General features: G+C 44.2%; 32 protein-coding genes. 23 read left to right on the forward strand and 9 right to left on the reverse strand.

Translation table 11 applies throughout. The features are described 5' to 3' along the window. Window positions 1-338 precede the first annotated feature (338 nt). The 6 genes from AC622_RS07380 to AC622_RS07400 all read left to right on the forward strand — a co-directional run bounded on the left by AC622_RS07380 (window position 339) and on the right by AC622_RS07400 (window position 5340). The gene (locus tag AC622_RS07380) at window positions 339-2138 is read left to right on the forward strand and encodes a S9 family peptidase (protein ID WP_049670482.1); all 1800 of its coding nucleotides are present in this window, start codon (window positions 339-341) and stop codon (window positions 2136-2138) included. Next, window positions 2139-2702: an SMI1/KNR4 family protein gene (locus tag AC622_RS07385; RefSeq protein ID WP_049670483.1), complete on the forward strand. Its 564-nt coding sequence runs from the start codon at window positions 2139-2141 to the stop codon at window positions 2700-2702. A 2-nt stretch (window positions 2703-2704) separates the two neighbouring features. Further along, entirely contained in the window at window positions 2705-2878 is a 174-nt protein-coding gene (locus tag AC622_RS21195) for a hypothetical protein (protein WP_197089911.1), read from the forward strand. A 76-nt stretch (window positions 2879-2954) separates the two neighbouring features. After that, complete coding sequence (locus AC622_RS07390; protein ID WP_231589595.1) at window positions 2955-3152, forward strand: DUF5316 family protein; 198 nt, start codon at window positions 2955-2957, stop codon at window positions 3150-3152. Window positions 3153-3244: 92 nt separating this feature from the next. Then, a complete protein-coding gene (locus AC622_RS07395) occupies window positions 3245-4297 on the forward strand; it encodes a hypothetical protein (RefSeq protein ID WP_049670485.1) in 1053 nt (350 codons plus the stop codon). A gap of 128 nt (window positions 4298-4425) precedes the next feature. Then, window positions 4426-5340 carry a DMT family transporter gene (locus AC622_RS07400; RefSeq protein ID WP_049670486.1) on the forward strand — a complete coding sequence of 305 codons (915 nt, stop codon included), beginning with the start codon at window positions 4426-4428 and terminating at the stop codon, window positions 5338-5340. Here the strand turns inward: AC622_RS07400 and AC622_RS07405 are convergent. Together AC622_RS07405 and AC622_RS07410 are read right to left on the reverse strand one after the other, a co-directional pair. Then, a complete protein-coding gene (locus AC622_RS07405) occupies window positions 5337-6260 on the reverse strand; it encodes an alpha/beta hydrolase (RefSeq protein WP_049670487.1) in 924 nt (307 codons plus the stop codon). The genes AC622_RS07400 and AC622_RS07405 overlap by 4 nt on opposite strands. 110 nt (window positions 6261-6370) lie before the next feature. Beyond that, entirely contained in the window at window positions 6371-7012 is a 642-nt protein-coding gene (locus tag AC622_RS07410) for a class I SAM-dependent methyltransferase (protein WP_049670488.1), read from the reverse strand. A 131-nt stretch (window positions 7013-7143) separates the two neighbouring features. Between AC622_RS07410 and AC622_RS07415 the strand changes: the two genes are divergently transcribed. Then, the gene (locus AC622_RS07415; protein ID WP_049670489.1) at window positions 7144-7401 is read left to right on the forward strand and encodes a YqkE family protein; all 258 of its coding nucleotides are present in this window, start codon (window positions 7144-7146) and stop codon (window positions 7399-7401) included. On the opposite strand, the gene AC622_RS21365 is transcribed toward AC622_RS07415, so the two are convergent. Beyond that, complete coding sequence (locus tag AC622_RS21365; protein WP_049670490.1) at window positions 7391-7603, reverse strand: hypothetical protein; 213 nt, start codon at window positions 7601-7603, stop codon at window positions 7391-7393. The genes AC622_RS07415 and AC622_RS21365 overlap by 11 nt on opposite strands. Window positions 7604-7772: 169 nt before the next feature. On the opposite strand from AC622_RS21365, the gene AC622_RS07425 reads away from it, so the two are divergent. Then, window positions 7773-9275, forward strand: a complete 1503-nt coding sequence (locus AC622_RS07425; RefSeq protein ID WP_049670491.1) for an aminotransferase class V-fold PLP-dependent enzyme — start codon at window positions 7773-7775, stop codon at window positions 9273-9275. A 133-nt stretch (window positions 9276-9408) separates the two neighbouring features. Here AC622_RS07425 and AC622_RS07430 read toward each other — a convergent pair whose 3' ends face one another. Further along, the gene (locus tag AC622_RS07430; protein ID WP_049670492.1) at window positions 9409-10329 is read right to left on the reverse strand and encodes an aldo/keto reductase; all 921 of its coding nucleotides are present in this window, start codon (window positions 10327-10329) and stop codon (window positions 9409-9411) included. Window positions 10330-10387: 58 nt separating this feature from the next. Further along, window positions 10388-10522 (reverse strand): Z-ring formation inhibitor MciZ, encoded by a 135-nt coding sequence (gene mciZ / locus AC622_RS20605; RefSeq protein ID WP_082197061.1) that lies wholly within the window; start codon window positions 10520-10522, stop codon window positions 10388-10390. Window positions 10523-10603: 81 nt separating this feature from the next. Here mciZ and AC622_RS07435 point away from each other — a divergent pair, with 81 nt between their 5' ends. Genes AC622_RS07435 through AC622_RS07445 form a run of 3 tightly spaced genes read left to right on the forward strand, consistent with a single transcriptional unit; the run spans window position 10604 to window position 12861 of the window. Further along, window positions 10604-11155 carry an NUDIX domain-containing protein gene (locus AC622_RS07435; RefSeq protein ID WP_049670493.1) on the forward strand — a complete coding sequence of 184 codons (552 nt, stop codon included), beginning with the start codon at window positions 10604-10606 and terminating at the stop codon, window positions 11153-11155. Then, window positions 11155-12330, forward strand: coding sequence for a TIGR00375 family protein (locus AC622_RS07440; RefSeq protein ID WP_049670494.1), 1176 nt, complete (start codon window positions 11155-11157; stop codon window positions 12328-12330). Before AC622_RS07435 ends, AC622_RS07440 begins: the two co-directional genes overlap by 1 nt. Window positions 12331-12384: 54 nt before the next feature. Next, complete coding sequence (locus tag AC622_RS07445) at window positions 12385-12861, forward strand: 8-oxo-dGTP diphosphatase (RefSeq protein ID WP_197089912.1); 477 nt, start codon at window positions 12385-12387, stop codon at window positions 12859-12861. 76 nt (window positions 12862-12937) lie between these two features. Here the strand turns inward: AC622_RS07445 and AC622_RS07450 are convergent, their stop codons facing one another. Together AC622_RS07450 and AC622_RS07455 are read right to left on the reverse strand one after the other, a co-directional pair. After that, window positions 12938-13393, reverse strand: coding sequence for a hypothetical protein (locus AC622_RS07450; protein ID WP_049670495.1), 456 nt, complete (start codon window positions 13391-13393; stop codon window positions 12938-12940). Window positions 13394-13477: 84 nt separating this feature from the next. After that, entirely contained in the window at window positions 13478-13984 is a 507-nt protein-coding gene (locus AC622_RS07455) for a GNAT family N-acetyltransferase (RefSeq protein ID WP_049670496.1), read from the reverse strand. A 155-nt stretch (window positions 13985-14139) separates the two neighbouring features. Here AC622_RS07455 and AC622_RS07460 point away from each other — a divergent pair, with 155 nt between their 5' ends. Further along, window positions 14140-14517, forward strand: coding sequence for a VOC family protein (locus AC622_RS07460; protein ID WP_049670497.1), 378 nt, complete (start codon window positions 14140-14142; stop codon window positions 14515-14517). A gap of 19 nt (window positions 14518-14536) precedes the next feature. Beyond that, window positions 14537-15067: a dihydrofolate reductase family protein gene (locus AC622_RS07465; protein ID WP_049670498.1), complete on the forward strand. Its 531-nt coding sequence runs from the start codon at window positions 14537-14539 to the stop codon at window positions 15065-15067. 30 nt (window positions 15068-15097) lie between these two features. Here AC622_RS07465 and AC622_RS07470 read toward each other — a convergent pair whose 3' ends face one another. Continuing rightward, window positions 15098-15658, reverse strand: coding sequence for a GNAT family N-acetyltransferase (locus AC622_RS07470; protein WP_049670499.1), 561 nt, complete (start codon window positions 15656-15658; stop codon window positions 15098-15100). Window positions 15659-15818: 160 nt separating this feature from the next. Between AC622_RS07470 and spoIIM the strand changes: the two genes are divergently transcribed. The 6 genes from spoIIM to AC622_RS07500 all read left to right on the forward strand — a co-directional run bounded on the left by spoIIM (window position 15819) and on the right by AC622_RS07500 (window position 20745). Next, window positions 15819-16460, forward strand: a complete 642-nt coding sequence (gene spoIIM, locus AC622_RS07475) for a stage II sporulation protein M (protein WP_049670500.1) — start codon at window positions 15819-15821, stop codon at window positions 16458-16460. A gap of 172 nt (window positions 16461-16632) precedes the next feature. After that, on the forward strand, window positions 16633-17118 hold the full coding sequence (gene fur / locus AC622_RS07480; RefSeq protein ID WP_049670501.1) for a ferric iron uptake transcriptional regulator: 486 nt from the start codon (window positions 16633-16635) through the stop codon (window positions 17116-17118). Between the two features lie 106 nt (window positions 17119-17224). Next, window positions 17225-17455, forward strand: coding sequence for a YqzK family protein (locus AC622_RS07485; protein ID WP_049670502.1), 231 nt, complete (start codon window positions 17225-17227; stop codon window positions 17453-17455). Window positions 17456-17461: 6 nt separating this feature from the next. Continuing rightward, entirely contained in the window at window positions 17462-18352 is an 891-nt protein-coding gene (gene xerD, locus AC622_RS07490; RefSeq protein WP_049670503.1) for a site-specific tyrosine recombinase XerD, read from the forward strand. A 380-nt stretch (window positions 18353-18732) separates the two neighbouring features. Further along, window positions 18733-19908 carry a phosphopentomutase gene (gene deoB / locus AC622_RS07495; RefSeq protein ID WP_049670504.1) on the forward strand — a complete coding sequence of 392 codons (1176 nt, stop codon included), beginning with the start codon at window positions 18733-18735 and terminating at the stop codon, window positions 19906-19908. Window positions 19909-19923: 15 nt separating this feature from the next. Beyond that, on the forward strand, window positions 19924-20745 hold the full coding sequence (locus AC622_RS07500; protein ID WP_049670505.1) for a purine-nucleoside phosphorylase: 822 nt from the start codon (window positions 19924-19926) through the stop codon (window positions 20743-20745). Between the two features lie 93 nt (window positions 20746-20838). Here AC622_RS07500 and AC622_RS07505 read toward each other — a convergent pair whose 3' ends face one another. Continuing rightward, the gene (locus AC622_RS07505; RefSeq protein WP_049670506.1) at window positions 20839-21951 is read right to left on the reverse strand and encodes a nitric oxide synthase oxygenase; all 1113 of its coding nucleotides are present in this window, start codon (window positions 21949-21951) and stop codon (window positions 20839-20841) included. Between the two features lie 228 nt (window positions 21952-22179). Between AC622_RS07505 and AC622_RS07510 the strand changes: the two genes are divergently transcribed. From AC622_RS07510 to sigF, 4 genes are all read left to right on the forward strand, one after another. Further along, entirely contained in the window at window positions 22180-23358 is a 1179-nt protein-coding gene (locus tag AC622_RS07510; protein ID WP_049670507.1) for a D-alanyl-D-alanine carboxypeptidase family protein, read from the forward strand. A 111-nt stretch (window positions 23359-23469) separates the two neighbouring features. Further along, the gene (spoIIAA, locus tag AC622_RS07515; protein ID WP_049670508.1) at window positions 23470-23826 is read left to right on the forward strand and encodes an anti-sigma F factor antagonist; all 357 of its coding nucleotides are present in this window, start codon (window positions 23470-23472) and stop codon (window positions 23824-23826) included. Then, window positions 23823-24269, forward strand: coding sequence for an anti-sigma F factor (spoIIAB, locus tag AC622_RS07520; protein WP_049670509.1), 447 nt, complete (start codon window positions 23823-23825; stop codon window positions 24267-24269). Before spoIIAA ends, spoIIAB begins: the two co-directional genes overlap by 4 nt. 12 nt (window positions 24270-24281) lie before the next feature. Continuing rightward, window positions 24282-25040 (forward strand): RNA polymerase sporulation sigma factor SigF, encoded by a 759-nt coding sequence (gene sigF / locus AC622_RS07525; protein ID WP_049670510.1) that lies wholly within the window; start codon window positions 24282-24284, stop codon window positions 25038-25040. Window positions 25041-25098 lie beyond the last annotated feature (58 nt).

Genomic DNA, 25098 nt, shown 5'->3' on the forward strand with positions numbered 1-25098 from the left:
AATGGATTGAAGGAATATCCAGGATGTATGAATTTAGCGAGACATATTTTTACATATAATCCCAATTGTTGATAAGAGTTTAGCAAGGATAGAAGGACTTGTCTATGGAGCTTAGGAGCCATCGTATAGAGGTAGATTGCATCAAGAAACGACGGAACTAAACGTTTAGTTGGAGAGAATAATGTCAGTTTATGGGCGGGAGGAAAAGAATGTCCATCTAACGCCCCTTTTTAACCAGGTTTAACTAGTAACAAAAAAGATTAGAAAATTCTAAAAAATATAAGTAAATATTTAGGGGATTTTGATATGATGTAAGGAAAAGGATGAGGGGGAATTATATGTTCACATTTCCAAAGCCAGATGTAGAAGAATTGCTTCAGTCTATATCGATTATCGATTTTGCTGTCAGTCCAGATGAAAAACAGCTCTTGTTCTGTTCAAACTTCAGCGGGAAATACAATCTTTGGGGCATGGATTTACCGAATGCATTTCCGTACCGGCTGACATTTAATGATCAGCCAAGTGAAGGTTTGCTGTATGACAAAGAAGGCAGATTCGTAATTGCCGGCTTTGATCAGGATGGTGATGAGAATACCCAGTTTTATGCGCTTAAGCCGCATGGTGGAGCATTAAAGCAAGTCGTCTATCAGGAAAGCACCCGTAATTTCAATCCGCTATTATCCAAGGATGGGGAGCGTCTATACTATACCTCCTCGAAAGGAAATCCGAGCTACCTTAACAGCTATTGTTTAGACCTCCGTACCGGCGAGGAGACGACCGTGCTTGAGGGAAGCGGCGGTGCTACATACATAGCTGAAGTGAGTGAGGATGAAACAACCATCCTTTATTCCAAGCACTTCACCAATACAAATTCTCTTTACTATGCAAAGGTTGGGGATGAAGAGATTTTATTGACGCCTCCAACCGATCAAGAACATACCGTTAGCTTTGCTGTGCTTGTCTTACCGACAGAAGTCTATCTCGTAACAGACTATGAGGCAGATTTCTCGTACCTTGCCAAATTTGATCTAGAGACAAAGACATTTACGAAGGTGAAGGAAGTCTCAAAAGAGGGATTCACGACTCTGACGTATGATAAGGAAAACCAAATCCTTTATATCGTAGCTGAAAAGGGCGTGGAGGATAGACTGTATGCCTATCATTTAGAGGATGGCACATGGGAGAGAATAGAGATTCCATGTGATTTGATTGGGAAGCTAGTCGTCGCTAAGTCAGGCAGCCTTTATCTTTTGGGCCGAGGCTCAACAAAGCTCGGAAACATTTATAAACGTGAGCAAGGGGAATGGGTGCAGCTTACTCGAAACAAGATGGCCGGCGTGGCAGAGGAGGATTTTATCGCTCCGAAGGTCGTGACCTATCCATCCTTTGATGGATTGGAGATAGAGGCTTTATTTTATCAGCCGAAGGAAGAGCATGATAAAGGAGAAATTATCCTGTGGCCGCACGGGGGACCGCAGCACGCAGAACGAAAATCATTTAATGCTATCTTCCAATATTTCTTAAGCAATGGCTATAGCATCTTCGCACCGAATTTCCGCGGCTCCACTGGATATGGTTTAGCTTTTACCAAAATGGTTGAACGGGCATGGGGAGCAGGACCTCGCCTCGATCATATTGCCGGCCTTGATTGGCTCATCGAACAGGGCTATGGATCGAAAGGTGAATTTATCGTGATGGGTGGAAGCTATGGCGGTTATATGAGCTTGCTCTTACACGGGCGTCATGCTGATTATTTCAAGGCCGTCATTGATGTATGCGGGCCGTCCAATCTATTCTCCTTCATCAGCTCTGTCCCTGAAGATTGGAAGCCTGTCATGGATGCATGGGTAGGACATCCGGAAAAAGACCGTGAGAAGCTGATAGAATACTCCCCAAGCACCTATGTTGACCAAATGACGAAGCCAATGCTCGTTGTGCAAGGAGCGAATGACCCGCGTGTCGTTCAGGCTGAATCCGACCAAATCGTCGAAGCACTGAAAGAAAAGGGCCGAGACATTACCTACATCGTCATGGAGGATGAGGGGCATGGATTTGCGAAGAAAGAAAACGAGATAGCCGTCTTCAGACGGATCCTGGCGTTTATGGAGGAGCATGCTGGGCGGAAGGTGAATGTGTAAATGAAAAAGCCGGGGGATAGGGTGAAGCAGACAATCTATTCTTTAAAGAAGAGATTTGATGACGGGAACATCATCCAAATGCAAACGGAAGAAGGGTATTTATACAACGCCACATGCACATTCAATCCGCCGGCAACCGATGCAGAAATAGCGCATTTTGAGCAGGAGACAGAGTTTATTCTGCCGAAGGATTATAAAGAATTCTTAAAAATCACGAATGGATGCTCTTTGTTTGACGATGTGGAATACGGAGGCGAGATAGATTTGTACAGCCTAGAAGAGATTCTTAAACGCAATCAAGGCTATGATGAATATGAGGGCTGTTATGATATCGCCTATATTTATCAAGATAATATCGTCATCCATTCAACATGTATTTCACAAAATGAGGGGAACTACCTCTTTTGGAAAGGACATATCGACCAATTTGATGAAGCGAGACCACTGGAATCTAACTTTGAATTGTGGGTTGATCGTTTTGTCGTTTGCCAAGGAGCGAAGTTTTGGTGGTGGCCGATTTATACTAGCGCAAATGAGGATAAGCTCAAGGGAAAGGGATTGTAATCATGGAAATGAATAGGTTCCAGGTGACGCCCGAAAAAATACAAGGGCGCACGGTCGAAGAAATCGTAGTGACAGATATGGCGGTCGTGATGAAATTTACAGATGGAACATTCTTGGATATTTATCTTGACCAGCAGGGGGCATTGAAGACCTCGATGAATAAGATAGAGGAATAGGATACTCAGGAAGCCGCAAACAAGGAAGATTAGATGTTTGCGGCTTTATTAGCGGTAAGGGGGCAAACCATTGACAGTGTTCTTGATTATTGGTGCCATCGGTTTCTTCATTTCGGGTATTTCGATAGGAGCGTGGACGGATGGACGGCAATATAGGGCAAATTTTCATGTTGAAACGAAAGAAGAACGAAATTTCCGCTTAAAGACAGCGATGATTTCCGGTTTGGTTGGGCTGGTTTCTTTTGGTGTGGCTGGATTGATTTATGTTTTGTAAGGTTTTAGTAGTCTTCCGAGTGGCTATCAGGCGGTATAATCGGATTCTTCGAAGTGTACGGGTTCGATTGAATTTATTAAAGGGGACTGAAAGTGAGTAAATTGTATAACTTTATATCAGCTGGTGATTTTGAAAATAAAATCATTTCTAAAGGCAATCATTTTCCATCGGTCGATTTTTCTGACGGTTATCTTAATAAACTCTTTGTCTTATTGCATCATCAAATTCAGAAAGAAGAAATAATGAGTCATTTAGGTATTAGTGAGCGAGAGTTTGAATTAAGAATAGATGAACTGGTGAGAGAAGGGCTTATTAAGGAAGAGGGGAGAGAATATGTATTATCCTTTCCTTGCATTACCCAAAAAGAAGGCGATGAATTTTATCGACTCAGCAAAGTGGCGGGCAGCAAGATAGAGAAATTAATAGTTGATCATCTTGATGAAATTCGGACAAAGACAGGCCTAATAGAATCATTGGCCGCCTATCAATTTGAGGAGCTATCTTTCTTTATTATTAGCGGAGTTATGCTAGACTTTATCCAAATTGATTATGTAGAGAAATACTTTTTGCAAAGTGAGCGTCCAAGCCGAAATGGCAGCAGGTATTATTTTTCGTTAATGCAAAAAACATCGGCTGTAAAAGAACCCTTCGGAATCTATGGGAATCATTGTAAAGGTTTCGGTGACTTTTCTTTATGTATGTATGGGAATGACCGGTATAGTACGAAGAATTTTATTACGATGAATGAGGAAGAAATAAAAAGTGAGCTGCATATCTCAAACGAAGGTCAATTAATCAAGAGGATAAGAACCGGAGTCGAGAATGATTCAATTATGACAAAGGGAATGGAAAAAATTCATCTGATGAATGATCATGTAATGGTCCCTCTTATAACAAATGAAGATTATAAATTATTGATCAATGTGGCTCGTATTCTAACAGAGGATTTAATTCACGTGTTGGAAAAGGAAAGAACGGCGCTTATTGAAGCGCACAATCTATCGACGTACGAGAACAAAACTACCTTTGAAGAATATTTCATTTGGTATTATCACTTTCTTTATACATATATAACAGATAGTCTGATAGATAAGGGTGTAATCACGAAACCAAAGAATAGGGCATTTAGCTATATATTGGTTTGAAACACCATTCATCCATCCAAAATTATTAAAAAGACTGCTAGGTTGTCTTTTTTTATCATGCTATAATATTCTCCGCTGAGAGTATTGTCAGCATAGGTTTGATTGTACATAGGTGAAGGATGATTTTGGTGGAACGTTTAAAAGGAATTTTGATGATTGTCATTGGCTCGGTGTTTTGGGGAGCGACGGGTCCAATGATGGAATGGCTGCTGCATAATACCGAAATGACGGTTATATTTATGCTTTCCATTCGATTAATGACTGCGGGAATAATTATTTTAACGGTAATGCATGTTCAAAGGAAATCGGTTTTGGCGATCTGGAAGGAACGAACGTGGCGTTTGCAGCTGCTTTTATTTGCTGTTCTTGGTATGGCTCTTTTCAGTTACTCCTTTGTTCGTACAATCGATGAAAGTAACGCTATTGTTGCGACTTTATTGCAATTTTTAGCGCCGATTTTTATTATCGTCTATCTATCGGCTGCTTATAAAGCATGGCCTCAAAAAAATCAGGTGATTGGGATTGCGGGAACGCTATTCGGATTGTTTTTACTATTAACGAATGGGTCGCTGTCATCGCTGCTAGTGAGTAAAACAGCTTTGATATGGGGAGTTGTGCTCGGGCTTGCCTATGCGTTTTACACCTTATATCCGAAGCGGCTTATGGCAAAATGGGGTGTACTGCAAATCGTTGCTTGGGGGATGGTTATAGGAGGTGCGGTTCTAGCCTTCATCGGTCGTATTTGGACATCGGATGAATGGCAGCTATTAAAGGAGCCGGTGATTCTCTTGATGATGCTTGCGTTAGTCTTTCTTAGTACAACTGCGTTTGTCCTGTTTTTAATGAGCTTACATTATATTTCGGCTGTGGAAACGAGTGTATTATCAAGCGTTGAACCGTTAACCTCCATGTTGATCTCTGTCTGTTGGTTCGGAACAATCATACGGGTGTGGCAATTAGCAGGCATAGCCCTTATGATTTTCTTTATTGTGTTCTTATCGATTACAGGGGCAAAAAAGGAAATAAGGAAACCCGCACACTAGGCGCGGGGGACATATGTATCCAAAAAGGAGTCTATCGCTTTTTCGTACTCCTCTGGATTGGTGTTGAAGGCTTGAGCATGGGCGCCCTTCTCGAGAAGGACTAATTGCTTAGGCCCTTTTTTGTGCTCGTAAAGCTCCTCACTCATAGTGGGCGGAATAAAGGTATCCTCTAAGGTGTGGATAAATAGGACAGGCTCGTCAATATTTTCGACTGCCTTTAACGGAGACACTTCCTTTAAGGAATAGCCGTCCCGCCGTTTCAGCCACCAATCGCCAAAGGGAAGAATCATCCATTTCGGCAGATGGTAATTCCGTTTAATTAAATGGGCGACCTGTTCGGAGAATTCGGAGAACGGGCAATCAGCTATGTAGAAATCAGCTCCCTTTGGTTTCATTCCTCCATATAGCAGGAGGGTGGCGGCACCCATTGATTCACCGTGAATCCCGATAAGGATATCGTCTCCTTTATCTGCCTTTAACTGTTGGATGACTGACTGAAGGTCATCCTTTTCATAAAAGCCATAGCTGCTCGTCTTTCCTTCTGACTGGCCGTGGCGGCGGTGGTCATAAATCACGGCATTGAAGCCTCTTTTCGTGAATAGGCGAAGGAAGCGAATCGAGTTATATTTATTCTCGGTGATGCCGTGAACGAAAATCATCCACTTTTTCGAACCTGGATTTGGTTCGGCGAAGAGGGTGTGCAGGCGATAGCCATGCTTCGATTGAATCCATTTTTCCTCCTGAGGGATGTTTTTGAATGTCTCTGGGTCATAGCGGCCAGCCTGTACTTCCCGGTCTAAAACGAAATCAATCTCTTTTTTCTTCATGTACATGATTTGGCTGGAGGCGAAGAGACCAACCCCGGTTATGTAAGCAGCGACTCCTCCCGCAAGAGCGAGCCACTTTTTCTTTTTCTTCATATGAGATCCCTCCGATTCTTTCTATATAGCAATAGTTTATCATTCCTTAAGAGAAAGAAAATAATCAAACTGAAGATGAGAATGAAAAGAAAGGAATCTAAGTGAACAGTTTATGATTGTTTGACCGCTTCCATCAGCCAGACGAATGGATTGAGCTGCTGGAAGGTAGCGCGGAAATGATGCTTTTCCAGCACAGATTGCAGAAAAGGAATCGTCGTATAATATTCTGTTCGCAAATCCTCGGCCAGTCTATCGTAATGAACCGCGTCTGCTTTATGAATGGTTTTAAGCAGGGCTTCCTTGGATGGGAACATCGTATCGGCGAAGATGATTTTCCCGCCTGGTGCCAATACCGATGAGTAAAGGGCGATGGCCTGCTCCTTCTCGTCGTCTGTTAAGTGATGAAAGGCATAAGTACTTACAATGGTGTCTATTGGCTGGTCTGTTTGAGGGATATGCAAGAAATCGCCGTCTATGACAGGAACAGAAGGTAATTTAGTGCTGGCAATCTTCCGCATCACAGCAGAAGGCTCCACACCCGTAATCAGCTCTGCTTTCTTTAATAGCTTTTCAGTCAAATTGCCGGTGCCCACACCATACTCAAGAACGTGGCCGCTTGACCTCGAGCTGACGGCATTCAAGATATCCTCATAATGCATGAACACTTCTGCATACTCAGGGTCAACGCCTGAAACTGTCTCGTCATAGGTAGGTGCCCACTCATCAAATAATCGATCAAATTCCCTGCCCATCCGCTGTTCATCTCCTTTAATTATTCATACCTTATCTATATGAATAAGGAGTTTTAACGTGCGGTCCAATCTGATAAAATAACAAGGCATAGAATGATATACTGTAAGAAAAAAGGAGTAAGAACAGCATTATGGCAAGAAAAAAACAATCGCAGCGAAAACCGGCTGCCAAACAAGAGGATACGAGCCTTCATCTTGGCGACCTGCTCAATGATGATGTATTAGGGAAACTGCGTCAGAAGAAGGGTGAATGGGAAGAGGCTGAAAAGAAACGCCAGGAAGAGGCGGAGCGACAGAAGCGTGAAGAGCGCAAGCGCAGAGAAAAGAACAAAAGCTTTGAAGAGCTGTTAAATGAAAGCGACCTGAACTGGAAGAAGTTCAAGGGATGAGCAATAGGAAGAGACGGGGAAAGGAATTCTTCGTCTCTTTACTGTTTTTAATGCGAGACTGGAATCGCTCATACGTTAAAATTTTCGCCCATATAGAGAAAGAACCGCCCATACCGCAGAAATTCCGCCCATAAGCTATTTCTTTCGCCAATAAATTTTGCCGTTCGCCCTTAAACCGAGAATTCGCAATAAATTCGCTCAAAGATGAGAGCTCCTCCACCCTTCAAGAGTCAAAACAAACAAGCTGAGCGTGGTTTTAGTCGAAGTTTTTGCTCAAAAACCTTTCTGCACGCCTCCTTTTCATGACAATGTCATTTTCCCCATCCGCACATATACTGTCAATGACTGATTGTGGATTGAAGGTGAAAAAGATGGTGCTCTCGGCCCGAATTGGGAATAAGACAGTAGAATGGTTTAGTGAGCTGGAACAGCATTTCTCGGTGTATAGGAAAGGGATTGTCGGCATCAATCAGACGTTTCAATCGCCTTATGGGGAAATGCCGATAATGTATGCGGATTGGACGGCGAGCGGCCGTCTATATCGGCCGATTGAAGCGAAGATCCTTGAAGAGTTTGCGCCTTTCATGGCGAATACACATACGGAGTCTAATGAGACGGGTTCGTTTATGACGAATGCGTATCATCATGCGAAAAAGATTATCAAGCAGCATGTCAACGCATCTGAAACAGATGCACTTATTTTCGACGGATTTGGAATGACCTCTGTGATCAATAAGCTGCAGCGGATGCTTGGGTTGCGCATTCCAGAGGCATGGATGCCGCAGGTACAGCTGGCTTGTGAGGACCGGCCGGTTGTGTTTATCACGCATAGGGAGCACCATTCTAATCACACATCATGGCTTGAAACGGTTTGTGATGTGGTTGTCCTTCCGCAGGGGGCGAACGGAGAGATTGACCCCGCTGCATTAGAAGAGCTGCTTCCGTTCTACAAAGAGCGGCCGCTGAGGATTGGCGCGTTCACCGCTTGCTCGAACGTGACCGGCTTGATGACACCGTATCACCAGCTTGCCCGTATCATGCATGAGCATGATGGCATCTGTCTGGTTGATTTCGCAGCATCCGCTCCATATGTAAAGATGGATATGAATCCCGGCGACCCGCTTGAGGCGCTGGATGCAATTGTGTTTTCTCCCCATAAGTTTCTCGGCGGACCAGGGACGAGCGGCGTGATGGTATTGAATCAATCCTTGTATCATAACCAAATACCAGACCATCCTGGCGGGGGTACAGTGAAATGGACGAATCCGTGGGGGGAACATAGCTATTACGATGAGATTGAGGTCAGGGAAGACGGCGGGACACCAGGAATCCTGCAGGGCATCAGAGCCGCATTATGCATTAGACTCAAGGAAGAGATGGGGGTTGAGAAGATGCTCGCTCGGGAGAAGGAATTGATAAAGGTCATTCTGCCTGGCTTAAAGGCAATTAAGGGAATCCATGTGCTTGAAGGGCAGGAGGAGGACCGGTTAGGTATTATTTCTTTCATGGTTCCGGGCGTCCATTATAATTTAATCGTGAAGCTGCTCAACGACCGCTTTGGTATCCAGGTTCGCGGAGGCTGCTCCTGTGCAGGGACATACGGACATTGCCTGCTTAATATTTCTAAGGAACAATCGAATGAGATTATGGAGGCTGTGGAGGCAGGAGATTTATCGGTAAAACCCGGCTGGATTCGCTTTTCCATGCACCCGGTCATGACGAATAAGGAAGCGCATGAATTCCTGCTGGCGATGAGGTCGATTATGAATCATTTGGATGAGTGGAAGCAGGAATATGTGTATGATCCGCAGACAAATGATTATTTCTATCAGGATTTGCATCGGGAGGATTTCGACTGGCTGTTTTATGTATAAATAAGAGGCTGGGACAATAAAAAGCCAAACTATTATAGGTGCTGTTTAAGCATGATTCATAATAGTTCGGCTTTTTTTAGTTGGTTTAATGTTTTGGACACAGCAAATTTAGTTATGTTCCAGCCTCTGCGTATTAGACGCGATGGGCTTCATATTTGCTCATCTTTGTAAGGGAGCGGAGCAGACCAATTTCTTTCTCGCTCAATGGTTTGCTTTTAATGGCGGCCGCATTTTCACAGAGCTGTTCTGGACTGCTGGCCCCAGGGATGACGGCTGCGACCGCTGGTGAAGAGAGCACGTACTGGAAGGCAATCTCGTTCATCGTGCGCTCTGCCAGTGTTTCTTTAATGGATGAAAGAAGCTCCTCAAGCTCTTGATAAGAATAATCAAGATAGCCTTCTTCACGCACTTTAGAAGAGGCCTTGGCGAGCATTTTCTCGGATAAAAGTCCCTTGGCAAGCGGACCTCTAGCAATCACGCTGACATGATGCTCCTCGAGCAGTGAGAACCATTCCTCCGGTCGCCTGTCAAGAAGGCTGTATTGCATCATGTTTGAGACGATGCCGGAACGTTGTACATATTCGTGAATGACATTCGGGCGAATGGAGGAAATGCCGTATGCCCGAATGAGTCCCTCCTGCTTTAATTCCTCGAATGCTTCAATCGTTTCATCGATTGGGTCATCTAATGTTCCCCCGTGAAGCTGGTACAGATCGATATAATCGGTTTGCAGCCGGCGGAGGCTGTCCTTGACCGCTTGTTTAATATAGGCTTTTGAAGGATCCCAGCTCCAGCTTGTTTTTTCCTCGTTCCAGCGGTTTCCGGCTTTTGTCGCGAGGATGATATCATTTCGGTGCGGCTTTAAGACCTTACCGACGATTTCCTCGTTGACACCAAAATCATACAGGTCAGCTGTGTCGAAATAATTAATGCCTGAATCAAGCGCCTCGCTGAGAATGGAGGCAGCTTTCTTTTCGTCTGTTCCAAGTGACATGCAGCCAAGTCCCATTTCAGAGACATATAGGCCGGATTGACCCAATTGCCGTTTATTCATGAAATCACTCCTTCAATCGTTGTCATTGCTTCTATTGTAACGAAAGGAGTGCAATCCGTCATTTTATACGTTGAGCATCGCGTATCATGTCAAGAACATAGACATATTTCTGGCTGTATTCCCGCAGCTTTGCCCGTACCTCCCAGGCTTTCCCGCTCATAATTATTTGATTTCCACTAATTTTCACTCTCATTGTCCCACCCCTTTGGACATGCTATATGGTAGAATATATGAACAAATGCACTTGTTAGACCAAAAAGGAGAGAGAATCAGTATGTACAAATATGAAGAAAAAACCGTCAGCACAAAGCCAATCTTCAAGGGACGCATCTTGGATGTCCGTGTCGATGAGGTCCTTTTGCCAAATGGCAAGACTTCTACGAGAGAATTAATTAAGCATCCAGGGGCTGTGGCGATTATCATGGTGACGGATGACAATAAAATTGTTCTAGTAGAGCAATACCGTAAGCCAATGGAAAAACCGCTTGTGGAAATCCCGGCCGGAAAATTAGATGAGGGTGAAGAGCCGCTCGCTTGTGCGATGCGCGAGATGGAAGAGGAGACCGGCTATGAGTGTGAATCCATGGATAAGCTGATTTCCCTGTACACATCCCCTGGATTTGCGGATGAAATTATACATATTTATGTGGCGAAGGGCTTGAAGAAGAAAGAGAATGCAAAGGGCCTTGATGAAGATGAATTCGTAGACTTGATGGAGGTTACGCTTGAGGAGGCGCTTGAGCTCATTAAGGAAGAGAGAATTCAAGACGCGAAGACGGCGTACGCTATTCAATACTTGCAATTGCAAGAGGCGCTATCGAAGTAATGAACATTTATTACGGGGATTTTCACATACATGTGGGGAGAACGATGAGCGGCCGTCCGGTTAAAATCACTGGTGCACGCTCGTTAACGATTGAAAGCATCTTGGATTATGCGGCTAACAAGAAGGGGCTTGATATGGTCGGGGTAATTGATTGCCATGTTCCGGAGGTCATTGAAGAGCTGAGACTGCTTATTCAAAAAGGGGAATTGGCTGAGCTTCCAGAAGGAGGCCTGCGCTATAAGGACGGAACGGTATTAATTCCGGGAAGCGAGATTGAAATCAATGATGAACATTGCAAGGGGCCGGTTCATGTGCTTGCCTTCTTCTCGAATCTGGCACAAATGGAGCTTTTCTCGAACTGGTTCTCTGAGAGAGTGAAGAACATTACGCTCAGCTCGCAGCGAATCTATGAGCGGGGAACCGTCCTGCAGGAGAAGGTGAAAGAGCTCGGCGGCCTGTTCATCCCGGCTCATATCTTCACGCCGCATAAAAGCATGTTCGGTAAAGGTGTCCATCAATCACTCACAGAGATCTTTCGTCCTGAACTTATTGATGCGGTTGAATTAGGCCTTAGCGCAGATACGGCTATGGCCTCCCATTTAAGTGAGCTTGATGCCTATCCTTTCTTGACGAATAGTGATGCCCATTCCTTGCCGAAGCTTGCACGGGAATATCAGCAGCTGCTCTTGGAAAAGCCAAGCTTTGACGAATGGGTAAAGGCGCTTCGCGGGGAAGATGGCCGCAGGATTGTTGCTAACTACGGATTGAACCCTTATCTCGGGAAATACCATGAAACGGTTTGCGAGAATTGCGGGGAAACGCTTGAAGCCTATCAGGCTAGATGCCCGTATTGCGGCTCCACGCAAGTGACAAAAGGGGTGGCTGAGCGGATTCGGGAGCTTTCGGACCGAGATGGGGAGGAGGCTGCAGTAAATCGGCCGCCTTATATTCATCACATCCCGCTTGAGTTCCTGCCGGGACTTGGGCCGAAAACGCTGGATAAGCTCATTGCCCGCTTTGGGTCAGAAATGGCAGTCATCCATGAAGCCGCCTTTGAGGAGCTGTCAGAGGTCGTGCCGGAGAAGATAGCCAGACTGATTCAGCAGGCAAGGGAAGGCCGTCTCGCTTTGCAAAAAGGCGGTGGCGGTATATACGGTAAAGTGATTCATGAATAACGAATGCTTTGGAGGTTCAATTCTTTTGGATTGAACCTTTTTTATGTAAAGGGGATGTATGGGTTGGAGATAAATGTTCAATTCTGGACGGTCTGCATGGTTCAAAAGGGAGACTATGTGTTGCTGCTCGACAGGCAGCATGATGATTTTAAAGGGTTTATCCCTCCGGGTGGGAAAGTAGAGTTTCCTGAAAGCTTAACAGAAGCAGCCATTCGAGAGGTGAAGGAAGAAACGGGGCTGGAAGTGAGCCATCTCCAATACAAAGGGATCTATGAGTACGTGAATCCAGCAAAAAATGATCGGTACATGATTTTCAACTATTTAACGAAGAACTATAGCGGGACACTTCTGAAAGATTCGCGCGAAGGCAAGCCGGTTTGGATTCACAAGGATGAAGCGGTCAATCTCCCGATGCAGCCCTCAATCAAAAGGCGATTCCCTTTGTTTTTTGAAGATGGAACCTTTGAAATTCATGTTGTTTGGGATGAAGAGAAGAATCAAGAAGGCAGTGTAAGCATAAAGAAAACATGAATCTCAATGATTAGATTTATGAACATACCTTTTCATGCGGATTCTGCTGACTTTTTCAGTTTTTATGGATCTAGCATTAGTCATATTTCACAATAGTGGTTACCCCAAATTCCGTAACGATTGTTCGATGGCTGAGTTCTTCTGCCCATTTTTTAGCGTTAAGCTGATACGTTCCAATTTGATTTTGGTAGGTGTATTGGCCAATGTTGATTAATATTGGCTCTGGTTTTTCAAGAACACGCTGGATAGATTCTTCATACCAATGCTGAACAGGTATCTCATATAGCTCGAAAACATCGCCTAGCTCCATGTATTTTTCTAAATAAACGAAGAAATAGGGCTGATCCAGACCATGAGCCTCGTATATATAAGGCATGGTGATAATGGGCTTCAGAATATCGTACCAGTATTCATCTGTATCGTGCACGGAAAAATACATATCTGAATCATACGAATCTTTATCATTATATTCCGCTATTTCCTCAAGGATATTTAATGGCCTGGACGAGGCTAAAAATTGAATGCGTGACATTGAACAAACCTCCATTCAATTAAGGTCATTATACTAGATTTGCTTGCACAGAGCCTGCTATTAAAATAGGCAAAAGGAGCCTTACTACAGCTCCTTTTCCACAACTTGATCATCTTGAATGATGAGGCCTTTATGTATACCCTCTTTCAGCAATTGCCAATAAATCATTCCATTTGCCTCATAGATTCTTTCCATTCCAAGCTTTTCAAGTACCCGAATGGAAGCGAGGTTGTTATTAGCTGTTTCGGCAACGAGGAATTGAACTTCATTCGTTTTGAATGCCCAATCAATCAAGGCGCGGGCAGACTCGGTCGCAAAACCTTGATTCCGGTGTTCTTCAACAAAGCCATAGCCAATTTCGGCCATACGGTCTTCAGCGGGGCGTCCCTTGAATCCAATATCTCCAATGATTTGGTCGTTTTCTTTCAGCATGACAAACCATGGCCCCCAATTCTGCTGGCTTTGGTCCTTTTCCAGCTCTCCTAAGTATAAGTCGATATGTGAACCGCTGTTGTACCCTTGCTTCAAAGCCGTTTCGTTCATTTGGACAGAAACGGGTTTGAGGATGAGTCTTTCCGTCTCTATTCTCATGATTTCGCCTCCTTTATAAATGATGACGATGATTCGAAATTTATGACTATTATACCATTTTTCTATGATCAGATTGCATGTCGTTTAGAGGAGGAAATATCCGATATTGGTAGAACAGTATAAGAGTATGATAGAAATGAAATGAGGGGATTTCTTTGAAGGAATTTGTCATTAAAAAGATGAATATGATTGTCGTGCATGTAAAGGAATTGGAGCGTTCTATCCGTTTCTACCGGGATGTACTTGGCCTTGCGCTGGAACAGGAGGAGGAAGGGATGGCCTATTTCTCGATAGGGACAGGAAAAGAAAGGGTAAGCTTGATGCTGCATAGCACAGCCGAGCCCGAGCCGGCAGACTATGGAATCGGATTGGATTTTCAGGTGGATGATGCTGAGGCAGCTATAGCGGCTATCAAAGGGGCAGGTGGAAGGATTGTACAAGAGCCGATCATTCGTGAATGGGGCGTAAAGGAAGCAGTGATTGCTGACCCGGATGGATATAAGCTCTGGGTGGTTGAGCCGATGAGTTCATAATGACAAGGAGGATACATAATTGAAAGAAAAACGAAAATGCACCGTATTTATTGCGACAAGCTTGGACGGCTATATTACAGGAGAGAATGAATCTTTAGAATGGCTCTTTCAGGTGGAAGGTGAAGGGGATAATGGAATCGGTGAATTCTACGATACTGTGGATACGATTCTCATGGGCAGGAAAACGTACGACTGGATCATGAAGTATGAGAAGGAAGAATTTCCTTATAAGGGCAAGGACTGCTTTGTGTTTACGCGTTCTGCTAAAGCAAATACCGAATACGTGAACTTTGTGAATGAACCGCCTGCTCAGCTGGTAAAGAAGCTGAAGGGTGAGGAGGGAAAAGTCATTTGGCTCATGGGAGGCGGAGAGCTGCTGCATGATTTCTTGAAGGAGAATCTTGTGGATGAGCTCATCTTGACCATTGCTCCTGTCATACTTGGAAAGGGGACGCCGCTTTTTGGAAAAGGTGATGTAGAAACGGCTCTTGTCCTGAAGCGGGTAAGACCGTTCAATCAATTTGTGGAGCTTTCCTACGAGGTTAAATAAAGAATGGGCGCTATGGGAGCGCCCATTGATTTAACGAATCTTGGAATAAACGCATGTGCTCCTAAGGGCGGTGCCTGGCGAATCATAGCTGTCGTGACGCAGGATTCCTTCAAGGGTAAATCCGTTATTTTCTGGAATGCGGCGGGATGCCGTGTTCTTTGTATCCACTCGAATCTCAATCCGATTGGCGTTCAGTTCATCAAAGGCAAAGCAGGTGAGCAGATTGACAGCTTCTGTTACATAGCCGTTCTTTGCATAGCGGCTATCTACCCAATAGCCTATTTCAAACTTCCGCGTATCCCAGTCAATGCGGTGCAGGCCTGTTGAGCCAAGGAAGGCGTCGTCTGCTTTTCGCATAATATTGAGCCTGAGGTCCTTGCGCAGGATGAAGTTGGCAAATGATTCGCGGACATTGGCTTCTGTCAATTCCTCCGCCTGTGTCATATTTGCCCATGGCATCCAAGGCTTCAGCTCCTCCAGCGATGCCATCACGGCCTCATAGATCATAGGACCGTCGCCCGGCTTGCATGTGCGAAGATAGATTCGCTCTCCTTCTATTCTTTCTGGAATGTCCACTAAGATTGGATTCATTTTTTTCTCCCCCTGCTCGTGCCGGCATTACCCGGCATCATTCGTAAAAGTAAACAGATTATACCATATATTCTGACTACTATCTTTTAAAATTTACTAGAATACATAGCCTTCTAAAAACATAGAATCTAGTAATCGAGCGAAAGGGAGCTGGGTCTACGTGAAGAAGAGCTATTACCGGAGAGCGGTATTCATTACATTAAAAGATTATCGGTCTATCTTTATCTTTGTGACGGTGCTATTTATGATGGGGATTGTGTTTGGAGCAGTTATTGTGAACAGCCTGTCACTCATTCAGAAAGAGGACCTCTTTTACTATTTGTCACAGTTTTTTGGGGAGCTTAAGCAAGGCAAGGTATCCGCTTCCGGTGAAATGTTCTTCTACAGTGTGAAGGAGAATGCAAAGTATTTTATCCTCATGTGGATTCTTGGAATCTCCATTATCGGTCTGCCAATTATTCTCATTTTACTGTTCGTTAAGGGGATTGTTATCGGGTTTACTGTCGGGTTTCTTGTCAATCAGGCAGGTTGGCACGGCTTTTTACTTGCGGCTGTCTCTGTTTTGCCTCAGAATATAATTCTCGTTCCATCGACCATCTTGCTTGCTTCCTGTGCGGTGATTATTTGTATCAAAATGATCAGAAGACAGTTCTTTAAGACGGGACGGGAGCCAATAAAGCCGCTGCTTATGCAGTATACCTTCTTTTTGGCTGTTGTCATGGGCGGAGTGATTGTGGCGGGATTGATTGAAGCATTCCTGTCACCTGGATTCATGAAGCTTGTGATAGATGGATTTAATTGAGAATGATTATAAAATTAGACTAATTATTGTTTATTGTTTATAATTATTATATTTTAATCAACCAGTATTTTTGTTATACTATAAGAAGGACTGAAAGCTCGCTTTATGTGCTTTACCAAAATTTTTTTACAGGTTTCCGCACGGGGACTTAAAGCGGCGAGGAGGAAATAGATTGGAATCAAGGATAGATAGAATAAAGAAGCAATTGCATTCTTCAAGTTACAAGCTGACGCCGCAGCGAGAGGCCACAGTCAGAGTCTTGCTCGAGAATGAAGAGGATCATTTAAGTGCAGAGGATGTTTATCTGCTCGTAAAAGAGAAGGCTCCTGAGATTGGCTTGGCAACTGTATATAGAACACTTGAATTATTAACTGAATTGAAAATCGTGGATAAGATAAATTTCGGTGATGGCGTTTCCCGTTATGACCTGCGTAAGGAAGGGGCAGCCCATTTCCATCACCATCTTGTATGTATTGAATGTGGAGCCGTTGACGAGATTCTCGAGGATCTACTTGGGGATGTTGAAGCGGTTGTTGAAGAGAAATACCATTTTCAAATTAAGGACCACCGTCTTACCTTTCATGGTATTTGCCATCGCTGTCTTGAGAAGAAGGCAAAAGGGGAAGAGGAATCTGAGTCCTCTAAATCACATGTTTAATGAGCCTTTCCGCTTACCTGGAAAGGTTTTATCCTTTTAATCGGCCTGAATATGTATAAAACTTGTCTTCTCTGGCATAAATTGATAAAAAAGGCCGGAGGAGATTATGAAGAAGCTGTTTGGGTTCATTTGGCAAACAGGCAAGGTATTCATTATGTTTGTTGGTTTCACACTTTTGTTCTACTTTGCCATCGTTTGGTTTAATGAGGAATACGAAGGCTATCATCGTTATGAAGAGCCAAAAGGAGCTGCCGTAAAGGTTTTCCAATCGGTTCACGATACAGGCGAAACCGGATGGAAAGACAGGCTCTTTCTATTTTATTTGAACGGGGAGTAATGGAAGATGGAAGATCAATTGCAGGATTTCATGCATTACTTAACGATTGAAAAAGGGCTGGCCAAAAATACATTACTGTCCTATAAGCGTGATTTGGATTCTTACCGTAAATTCCTGAAGAAGCAAGGGATACCTGATTGGAATGAGGTTTCACGCGTACATATTGTTCAGTTCCTATCTAAGCTGAAGGATGACGGCAAATCGCCGAAGACGCTCGCACGCCATACGGCATCGATTCGTTCCTTTCATCAGTTCCTTCTGCGGGAGCATGTGGCTGAGACAGACCCATCTGTTCATATTGAAAGTCCGCAGATGCAAAAGTCTCTGCCAAAGGTGCTGAGTCCTGAGGAAACGGAGGCACTGCTTGATGCGCCGGACACAAATGATGCATTTGGCAAGCGTGATAAGGCCATTCTTGAGCTTCTTTATGCAACCGGTATGCGGGTGAGTGAATTGATAGATTTAAATATTGATAATGTCCATATGGAAATGGGCTTTGTCCGCTGCATTGGGAAAGGGAATAAGGAACGAATTATTCCTGTTGGCCAATTGGCGCTTAAGGCTATACATACGTACCTAGTTGAAGGCCGGCCCGAGCTGATGAACAAGAAGGAGAAAACGGACGCTTTGTTCTTAAACCATCATGGCGGCCGTCTCACGCGTCAGGGATTATGGAAGATCATCAAGCGGCTTGCTGAAGCGGCGAATATTCAAAAACCGCTTACGCCGCATACCCTCAGGCATTCCTTTGCGACCCATTTGCTGATGAACGGAGCCGATCTCAGGGCTGTTCAGGAAATGCTGGGACACGCTGATATTTCCACTACTCAGATTTATACACATGTTACAAATGTCCGTTTGAAGGATGTATACAGCAAATTTCATCCAAGAGCGTAAGAGAATGATGAGGTTTCAAGGTCTGATGGCAGCACTTGCATCAGGCTTTATTTTTTGGTTGGCTAAATAGCTCTTTTCCCTTTAAAGAGCTGCAGACAGGGGAAATGGGGAGGATGTGTATGCGGGAGAAAAAGATTCGAGGAATCAGCCGGAAGTTCCTTCCTTAGTAAAGATAACGGCTATTTTAGTGAGAAATGATGGATGGGAAATAGACACAGAATATTAAATTGGCAACGCTTGACACTTGATGTAGAATAAAGATGTCAGACCTCTGACACCTCGTTGTTCCTTTTGAAAAAATGGTGACAGAAGGTTATGGCTCGAAAGATGGGGTAACCTAACTATAAATAGAAGAAATTATGCAAGCTGGAGGTATTACGATGCAGTTTAAACGTGTGTTTTTAACAGTAATGGATTCCGTTGGCATTGGCGAAGCACCAGATGCTGAAAGATTCGGCGATAAAGGTGCGGATACGCTTGGTCATATTGCGGAAAGAATGAATGGATTACATATGCCTGTGATGGGGAAATTGGGCCTCTCCAATATTCGTGAAATCAAGGGCATTGAAAAAGCTGAAAAGCCAATGGCTTATTATACAAAAATGCAGGAAGCATCAAATGGAAAAGATACGATGACAGGTCACTGGGAGATCATGGGCCTTCGCATTGATACGCCTTTCCGTGTATTTCCGGATGGATTCCCGCCTGAATTGATTCAAGAGCTTGAAGAGAAGAGCGGACGCAAGATTATCGGAAACAAACCGGCGAGCGGAACTGAAATTCTCGTTGAGCTTGGGGAAGAGCATGTGAAGACAGGCGCATTGATTGTGTACACTTCTGCTGATTCCGTTCTACAGATTGCTGCGCATGAAGACATTGTGCCGCTTGATGAATTATACCGAATTTGTGAAATCGCAAGAGAGATTACTCTTCGTGATGAATACATGGTAGGACGTGTCATCGCCCGTCCATTCGTTGGCGAACCAGGCGACTTCAAACGTACACCTAACCGTCATGACTATGCGCTGAAACCATTTGGCCGTACAGTTATGAATGAATTGAAGGATGCAGGCTTTGATGTCATCTCTATTGGGAAAATCGCTGATATTTATGATGGTGAAGGTGTAACAAAGGCGCTTCGCACAACTTCAAACATGGACGGAATGGATAAGCAGGTGCAGACGCTTGATATGGAATTCACAGGCTTAAGCTTCTTGAATCTTGTCGATTTCGATGCCCTGTTCGGTCACAGACGCGATCCGCAAGGCTATGGTAAAGCACTGGAAGAGTACGATGTCCGCCTGCAGGAAGTGCTTGATAAACTTCGCGATGACGATTTATTAATCATCACGGCAGACCATGGAAATGACCCAGTTCATGCCGGTACAGACCACACGAGAGAGTATGTACCGCTCTTGGTATACTCCAAACAATTCAAGGAAGGCAAAGAACTTCCGCTTCGTATGACATTTGCCGATATCGGTGCAACGGTTGCGGAGAACTTCGGCGTGAAAATGCCTGAGCATGGAACAAGCTTCCTGAAAGAGCTGAATTAATTTAGAGGAGAGACGATGATGTTAAAAAAGGTAAATGAAGCTGCATCTTATATTCTGGAGAAATCCGGGCAAAAGCCGGAATTAGGCTTAATTCTCGGGTCTGGACTAGGAATCCTTGCGGATGAAATCGAAAATCCAGTAGCCATTCCTTATAATGAAATTCCACATTTCCCTGTATCCACGGTAGAAGGTCATAAAGGCCAGCTTGTCATCGGAACACTTGGCGGAAAGACTGTTGCGGCGATGCAAGGAAGATTCCACTATTATGAAGGCTACACAATGCAGGAAGTAACCTTCCCGGTTCGTGTCATGAAGGCAATGGGGATGTCCCATATCCTTGTTACAAATGCAGCAGGCGGAGTAAACGAAAGCTTCAAGCCGGGCGATTTGATGATTATCACGGACCACATCAATTATATGGGTGCACACCCGCTGATTGGGCCGAACGAAAAAGAATTCGGACCGCGCTTCCCGGATATGTCCAGTGCTTACACAAAAGAGCTTGTGGCATTAGCGGAGGATATTGCGAAGAAAGAACAGATTGACGTGAAAAAAGGTGTCTATATCGGCTTCACTGGCCCGACTTATGAAACGCCTGCAGAAGTTCGCATGGCGCGTATCCTAGGCGGGGACGCTGTTGGAATGTCCACAGTTCCTGAGGTAATTGTGGCAGCGCATGGCGGCATGAAGGTGCTGGGTATTTCCTGCATCACAAACATGGCAGCTGGTATTCTTGACCAGCCTTTATCTCATGATGAAGTTATTGAAACAACTGAAAAAGTTAAAGCAACCTTCCTTTCCTTCGTGAAGAGAATTGTTGCCGAGATGGAAATCTAAAAAAGCAAGGCGTCTGCTAAATCCTAAATAGGATTAATGGCAGGCGCCTTTTTTGTATTTAAACGGATTGGATGGACCTTTTGCTATGACTCCTTATGATTTCGCTGCACCTGATTTATGAATTCCCTCTATAAGCCATTTTTCATAGGGGGCTTCTTGATGAAAATAATTAGGTGTCTGAATCTCATCCGAATAGGATTGATGGAAAATATGTGTCGCAGCAGGGGATAATGGCGGAATGAGCCATGTCCAATCTCCAGTCACTCTGCGAGCATTCTTTGCTTCCTGTTGTTCAAATCGTTTAAATTGTTCGGCGGCCGTATGATGGTCGACGATGGTAACACCTTCTTTCCTGAAAGAATGCAAGACGGCAATATTCAGTTCTACGAGTGCTTTATCCTTCCATAAATATCGGTTCATCGAAGTATCTAAACCGATTAATTCTGCTACTGCAGGCAGAAAATGATACCGATCTTCATCCGCCAAATTGCGTGCGCCAATCTCGGTGCCCATATACCAGCCGTTGAATGGTGCACAATGGTAGCTGATTCCGCCGATTTCCAAGCGCATATCGGAGATGATTGGAACACTGTACCATTTCATGTTCAAGTGATGGAGTGAGAATTCAGGGTGTTCGATTTCAACCTCTTTCACAAGCTCTTTCTTTATTGGTTTCCACACGGGAGGGTATCCATCTATCGAAAATACTAAAGGCAATAAATCATACTGTCCTTGCTGGCCCTCCCAGCCGATTTGTTCGCAAAACTTCGTGAAGGGAATAGATTGTTTATCGCCAATGGTACCGTATTCTGTCTCATACCCAGCATACCGAATTAATTGATGATTAAAGATTCGAACACGGTGGGGGTGAAATATGGTAATGGTCGGCAATATTCTTCCGTCATTGGTTGCATAGCGGATATGGTGGAAGAGGGCTTCCGCAATAATATCTTCGTCTAAGGCATCTCTTGCATCAAAGACATGCAGGCTGTTCCAAAACAATCTGCCAATGCATCGGTTGCTATTCCGCCATGCCATCTTCGCTCCATGGACAAGCTCTTCAAAAGTGTGCTCATATGTACCCGTTTTATTGATTTGCTCCTTAATCTCCTTTATTCGGTTCGCGATCTCCTGCTCTTTCCCAAGCTCTTTATAACAATTGGAAATGAACCTGGCAGCTTCCTCTTTTAATAATTCTGAATGCATGACAAGTCTCCTCTGTTCTTCCAGTCTTATAGATTATTATGCCGAAATGAGCTTAAGAAAACGAATGATTCGAACTCTCAAAAGAATAGGTATCTACACTAAATTTCCTTCATCTACTATGTAATCACACGTCGGGTGGATGATTCCTGTAAGTGAATTCCTTCTGCTCCGGTATAAAAGGATAATATTTGGAAAAACTGGAATTTATCATGAGTAGGAGGTTTGTCCATGAAACGGTTTGTTTCAGCTTTATTGATAGGGATAGTTACATTATGTGTTTCCGGACCGGCATTGGCCGCAGAGAAACCAACAACAAATACATCGGAGCTTGCACCCAATGCCAAGTCTGCGATTCTCATTGAAATGAACACGGGCTCCGTGATTTATGAGAAGAATAAAGATGAACAGCTTTCCCCGGCGAGCATGACGAAGATCATGACCATGCTTTTGATAATGGAGGCGCTGGATAAGAAGCAGATTACGATGGACGAGAAGGTGCGAACGAGCGAATATGCTGCATCAATGGGCGGATCGCAAATCTTCTTGGAGCCTGGCGAAGAGATGACAGTGGAGCAATTATTGCGTGGAATTGCGATTGGCTCCGGTAATGATGCATCGGTAGCCATGGCAGAGAAATTAGCAGGCAGTGAAGAAGAGTTTGTGAAGTTGATGAATAAGAAGGTGAAAGAGCTTGGTCTTAAGGATACCAAATTCCAGAATGCTACCGGGCTCCCAGTAAAGGATCATTATTCAACGGCCCATGATATGTCCGTGATGGCACGGGAACTTCTAAAGCATGAAGAAATCACGAAATTTACGAGTCTGTATGAGTCATACTTACGTGAGAACACAGACAAGAAGTTCTGGTTAGTGAATACGAACCGGCTGGTAAAATTCTATCCTGGCGTAGATGGTCTTAAGACTGGTTTTACCCATGAGGCGAAATATTGCCTGACTGCTACGGCGAAGAAGGACAATATGCGTGTCATTGCCGTTGTCTTTGGGGCAGCCAACCCGAAGGAGCGGAACGCTCAGGTGACCCAAATGCTTGACTATGCCTTTGCAAAGTATCAATCAAGGCTAATTTATAAGAAGGATATGCCGCTGGCTATGCTGACGCTTGAGAAGGGGCAGAAGAAAAAGGTCAGCTTAGTTACGAGCGAGCCGGTTTCCCTTCTTAGCAAAAAAGGAGAAGAGAAGCTGAATATCCGTCCAAAAATTATCTTGAATAAAGATGTGCAGGCACCAGTGACAAAGGGCGAGAAGCTAGGGAAGGTCCAAATGCTTTTAGGGGACAAGGTGGTATCCGAAACGCCGCTGATAGCGTCAGAAGATGTCAAACGGGCGACTTGGTTTGATCTATATAAGCGTTCTTTCGGCATGTTTACACATGCAGGGCGCGAATAAGAGAAATAAAGCGAATGAATGCGTTTTAGCACTAGTTTTGTCTTCCGGAAGGAAATGGGCTGTTAAATAGCGAAAACACCACTATGCGATTGAAAAAGGGGGAGAAGTATAGTGAGCCTTACGGTAGATATGGCAACAAATCAAAATGTGTTATGCATCCGTTTAGCCGGTGAGCTTGATCATCATACAGCGGAGGATTTGCGCAATAAAGCATCACAAATCATCGAAACGCAAGGAATCAGGCATATCATTCTGAATTTGGGTGAGTTGACGTTTATGGATAGTTCAGGTCTTGGGGTTATTTTGGGCAGGTATAGACAAATCCAGTCTTATGGAGGAGAGATGGTGGTATGTGCAATCTCACCTGCTGTCGAGCGCTTGTTTGAAATGTCCGGCCTGTTTAAAATACTCCGGCTTGAGCCTTCTGAAGAAGCGGCCATGCATGGATTGGGGGTAATCACAAGATGAAAAATACAATGAATCTTGAGTTTTCAGCATTAAGCCAGAATGAATCCTTTGCGCGCATCACGGTTGCTTCTTTTGTGGCTCAGCTTGATCCGACGATGGATGAATTGACCGAGATTAAGACAGTGGTTTCAGAGGCCGTCACAAATGCCATTATCCATGGATACGAAAGTGATCCAAAAGGAATTATTTATATTGCTGTTTCGATGGACTTAGAGGAAGAAACCGTAGAGCTGTCCATTAAGGACAAAGGAATCGGCATCCGTGATGTCGAGGAAGCTAGACAACCGCTTTACACGACCAAACCTGAACTTGAGCGTTCTGGAATGGGCTTTACCATTATGGAGAATTTCATGGATGAGATCATGATTGAATCCTCCAGGGGCGAAGGAACAACCATCAGGCTCATGAAAAATCTATCAAAAAGCAAAGCTTTCATCAAGTAAGGAGATAATGCGATGGATGTGGAAGTCAAAAAGACTAATAAGACGGCCCAGCTCAAAGATGAAGAGGTAAAAGCACTTATTCGTCAAAGCCAGCAAGGTGACCAAGAGGCAAGAGACGAACTCATCCAGAAAAACATGCGGCTTGTATGGTCAGTTGTCCAAAGATTTATCAATCGGGGCTATGAGCCGGAAGATTTATTTCAAATTGGCTCTATTGGTCTCCTGAAATCAGTGGATAAATTTGATCTTTCCTATAATGTTAAGTTCTCTACCTATGCTGTTCCAATGATTATCGGAGAAATTCAGCGCTTCATCCGTGATGATGGGACGGTCAAGGTCAGTCGTTCCTTAAAGGAGATGTCCAATAAGATTCGAAGGGCAAAGGATGAATTGTCTAAGGTATATGGAAGGACGCCGACCATATCGGAAATCAGTGCTCATCTTGAGCTGACTCCAGAGGAAGTCATCATGGCGCAGGAAGCGAGCAGGACTCCTTCATCCATCCACGAGACCGTGTATGAAAATGATGGAGACCCGATTACGCTGCTCGATCAAATTGCCGACCACTCGGAGAATAAATGGTTTGAGAAGATTGCCTTGAAGGAGGCAATTGCCCTGCTTGATGAACGCGAAAGATTAATCGTCTATCTCAGGTATTATAAGGACCAAACCCAAACGGAGGTAGCGGAGAGGCTGGGCATTTCACAGGTACAGGTTTCGCGGCTTGAGAAGAAGATATTATCGCAGATGAAAAGCCGAATGGATACATGATTGAATAAAAGAAAGAGCGGCCGCATGGATTCTTTGATCCAGCGGTTTTTTTGTGCGG

Source organism: Bacillus sp. FJAT-27916, from assembly GCF_001183965.1.
Taxonomy (GTDB): domain Bacteria; phylum Bacillota; class Bacilli; order Bacillales; family Pradoshiaceae; genus Pradoshia.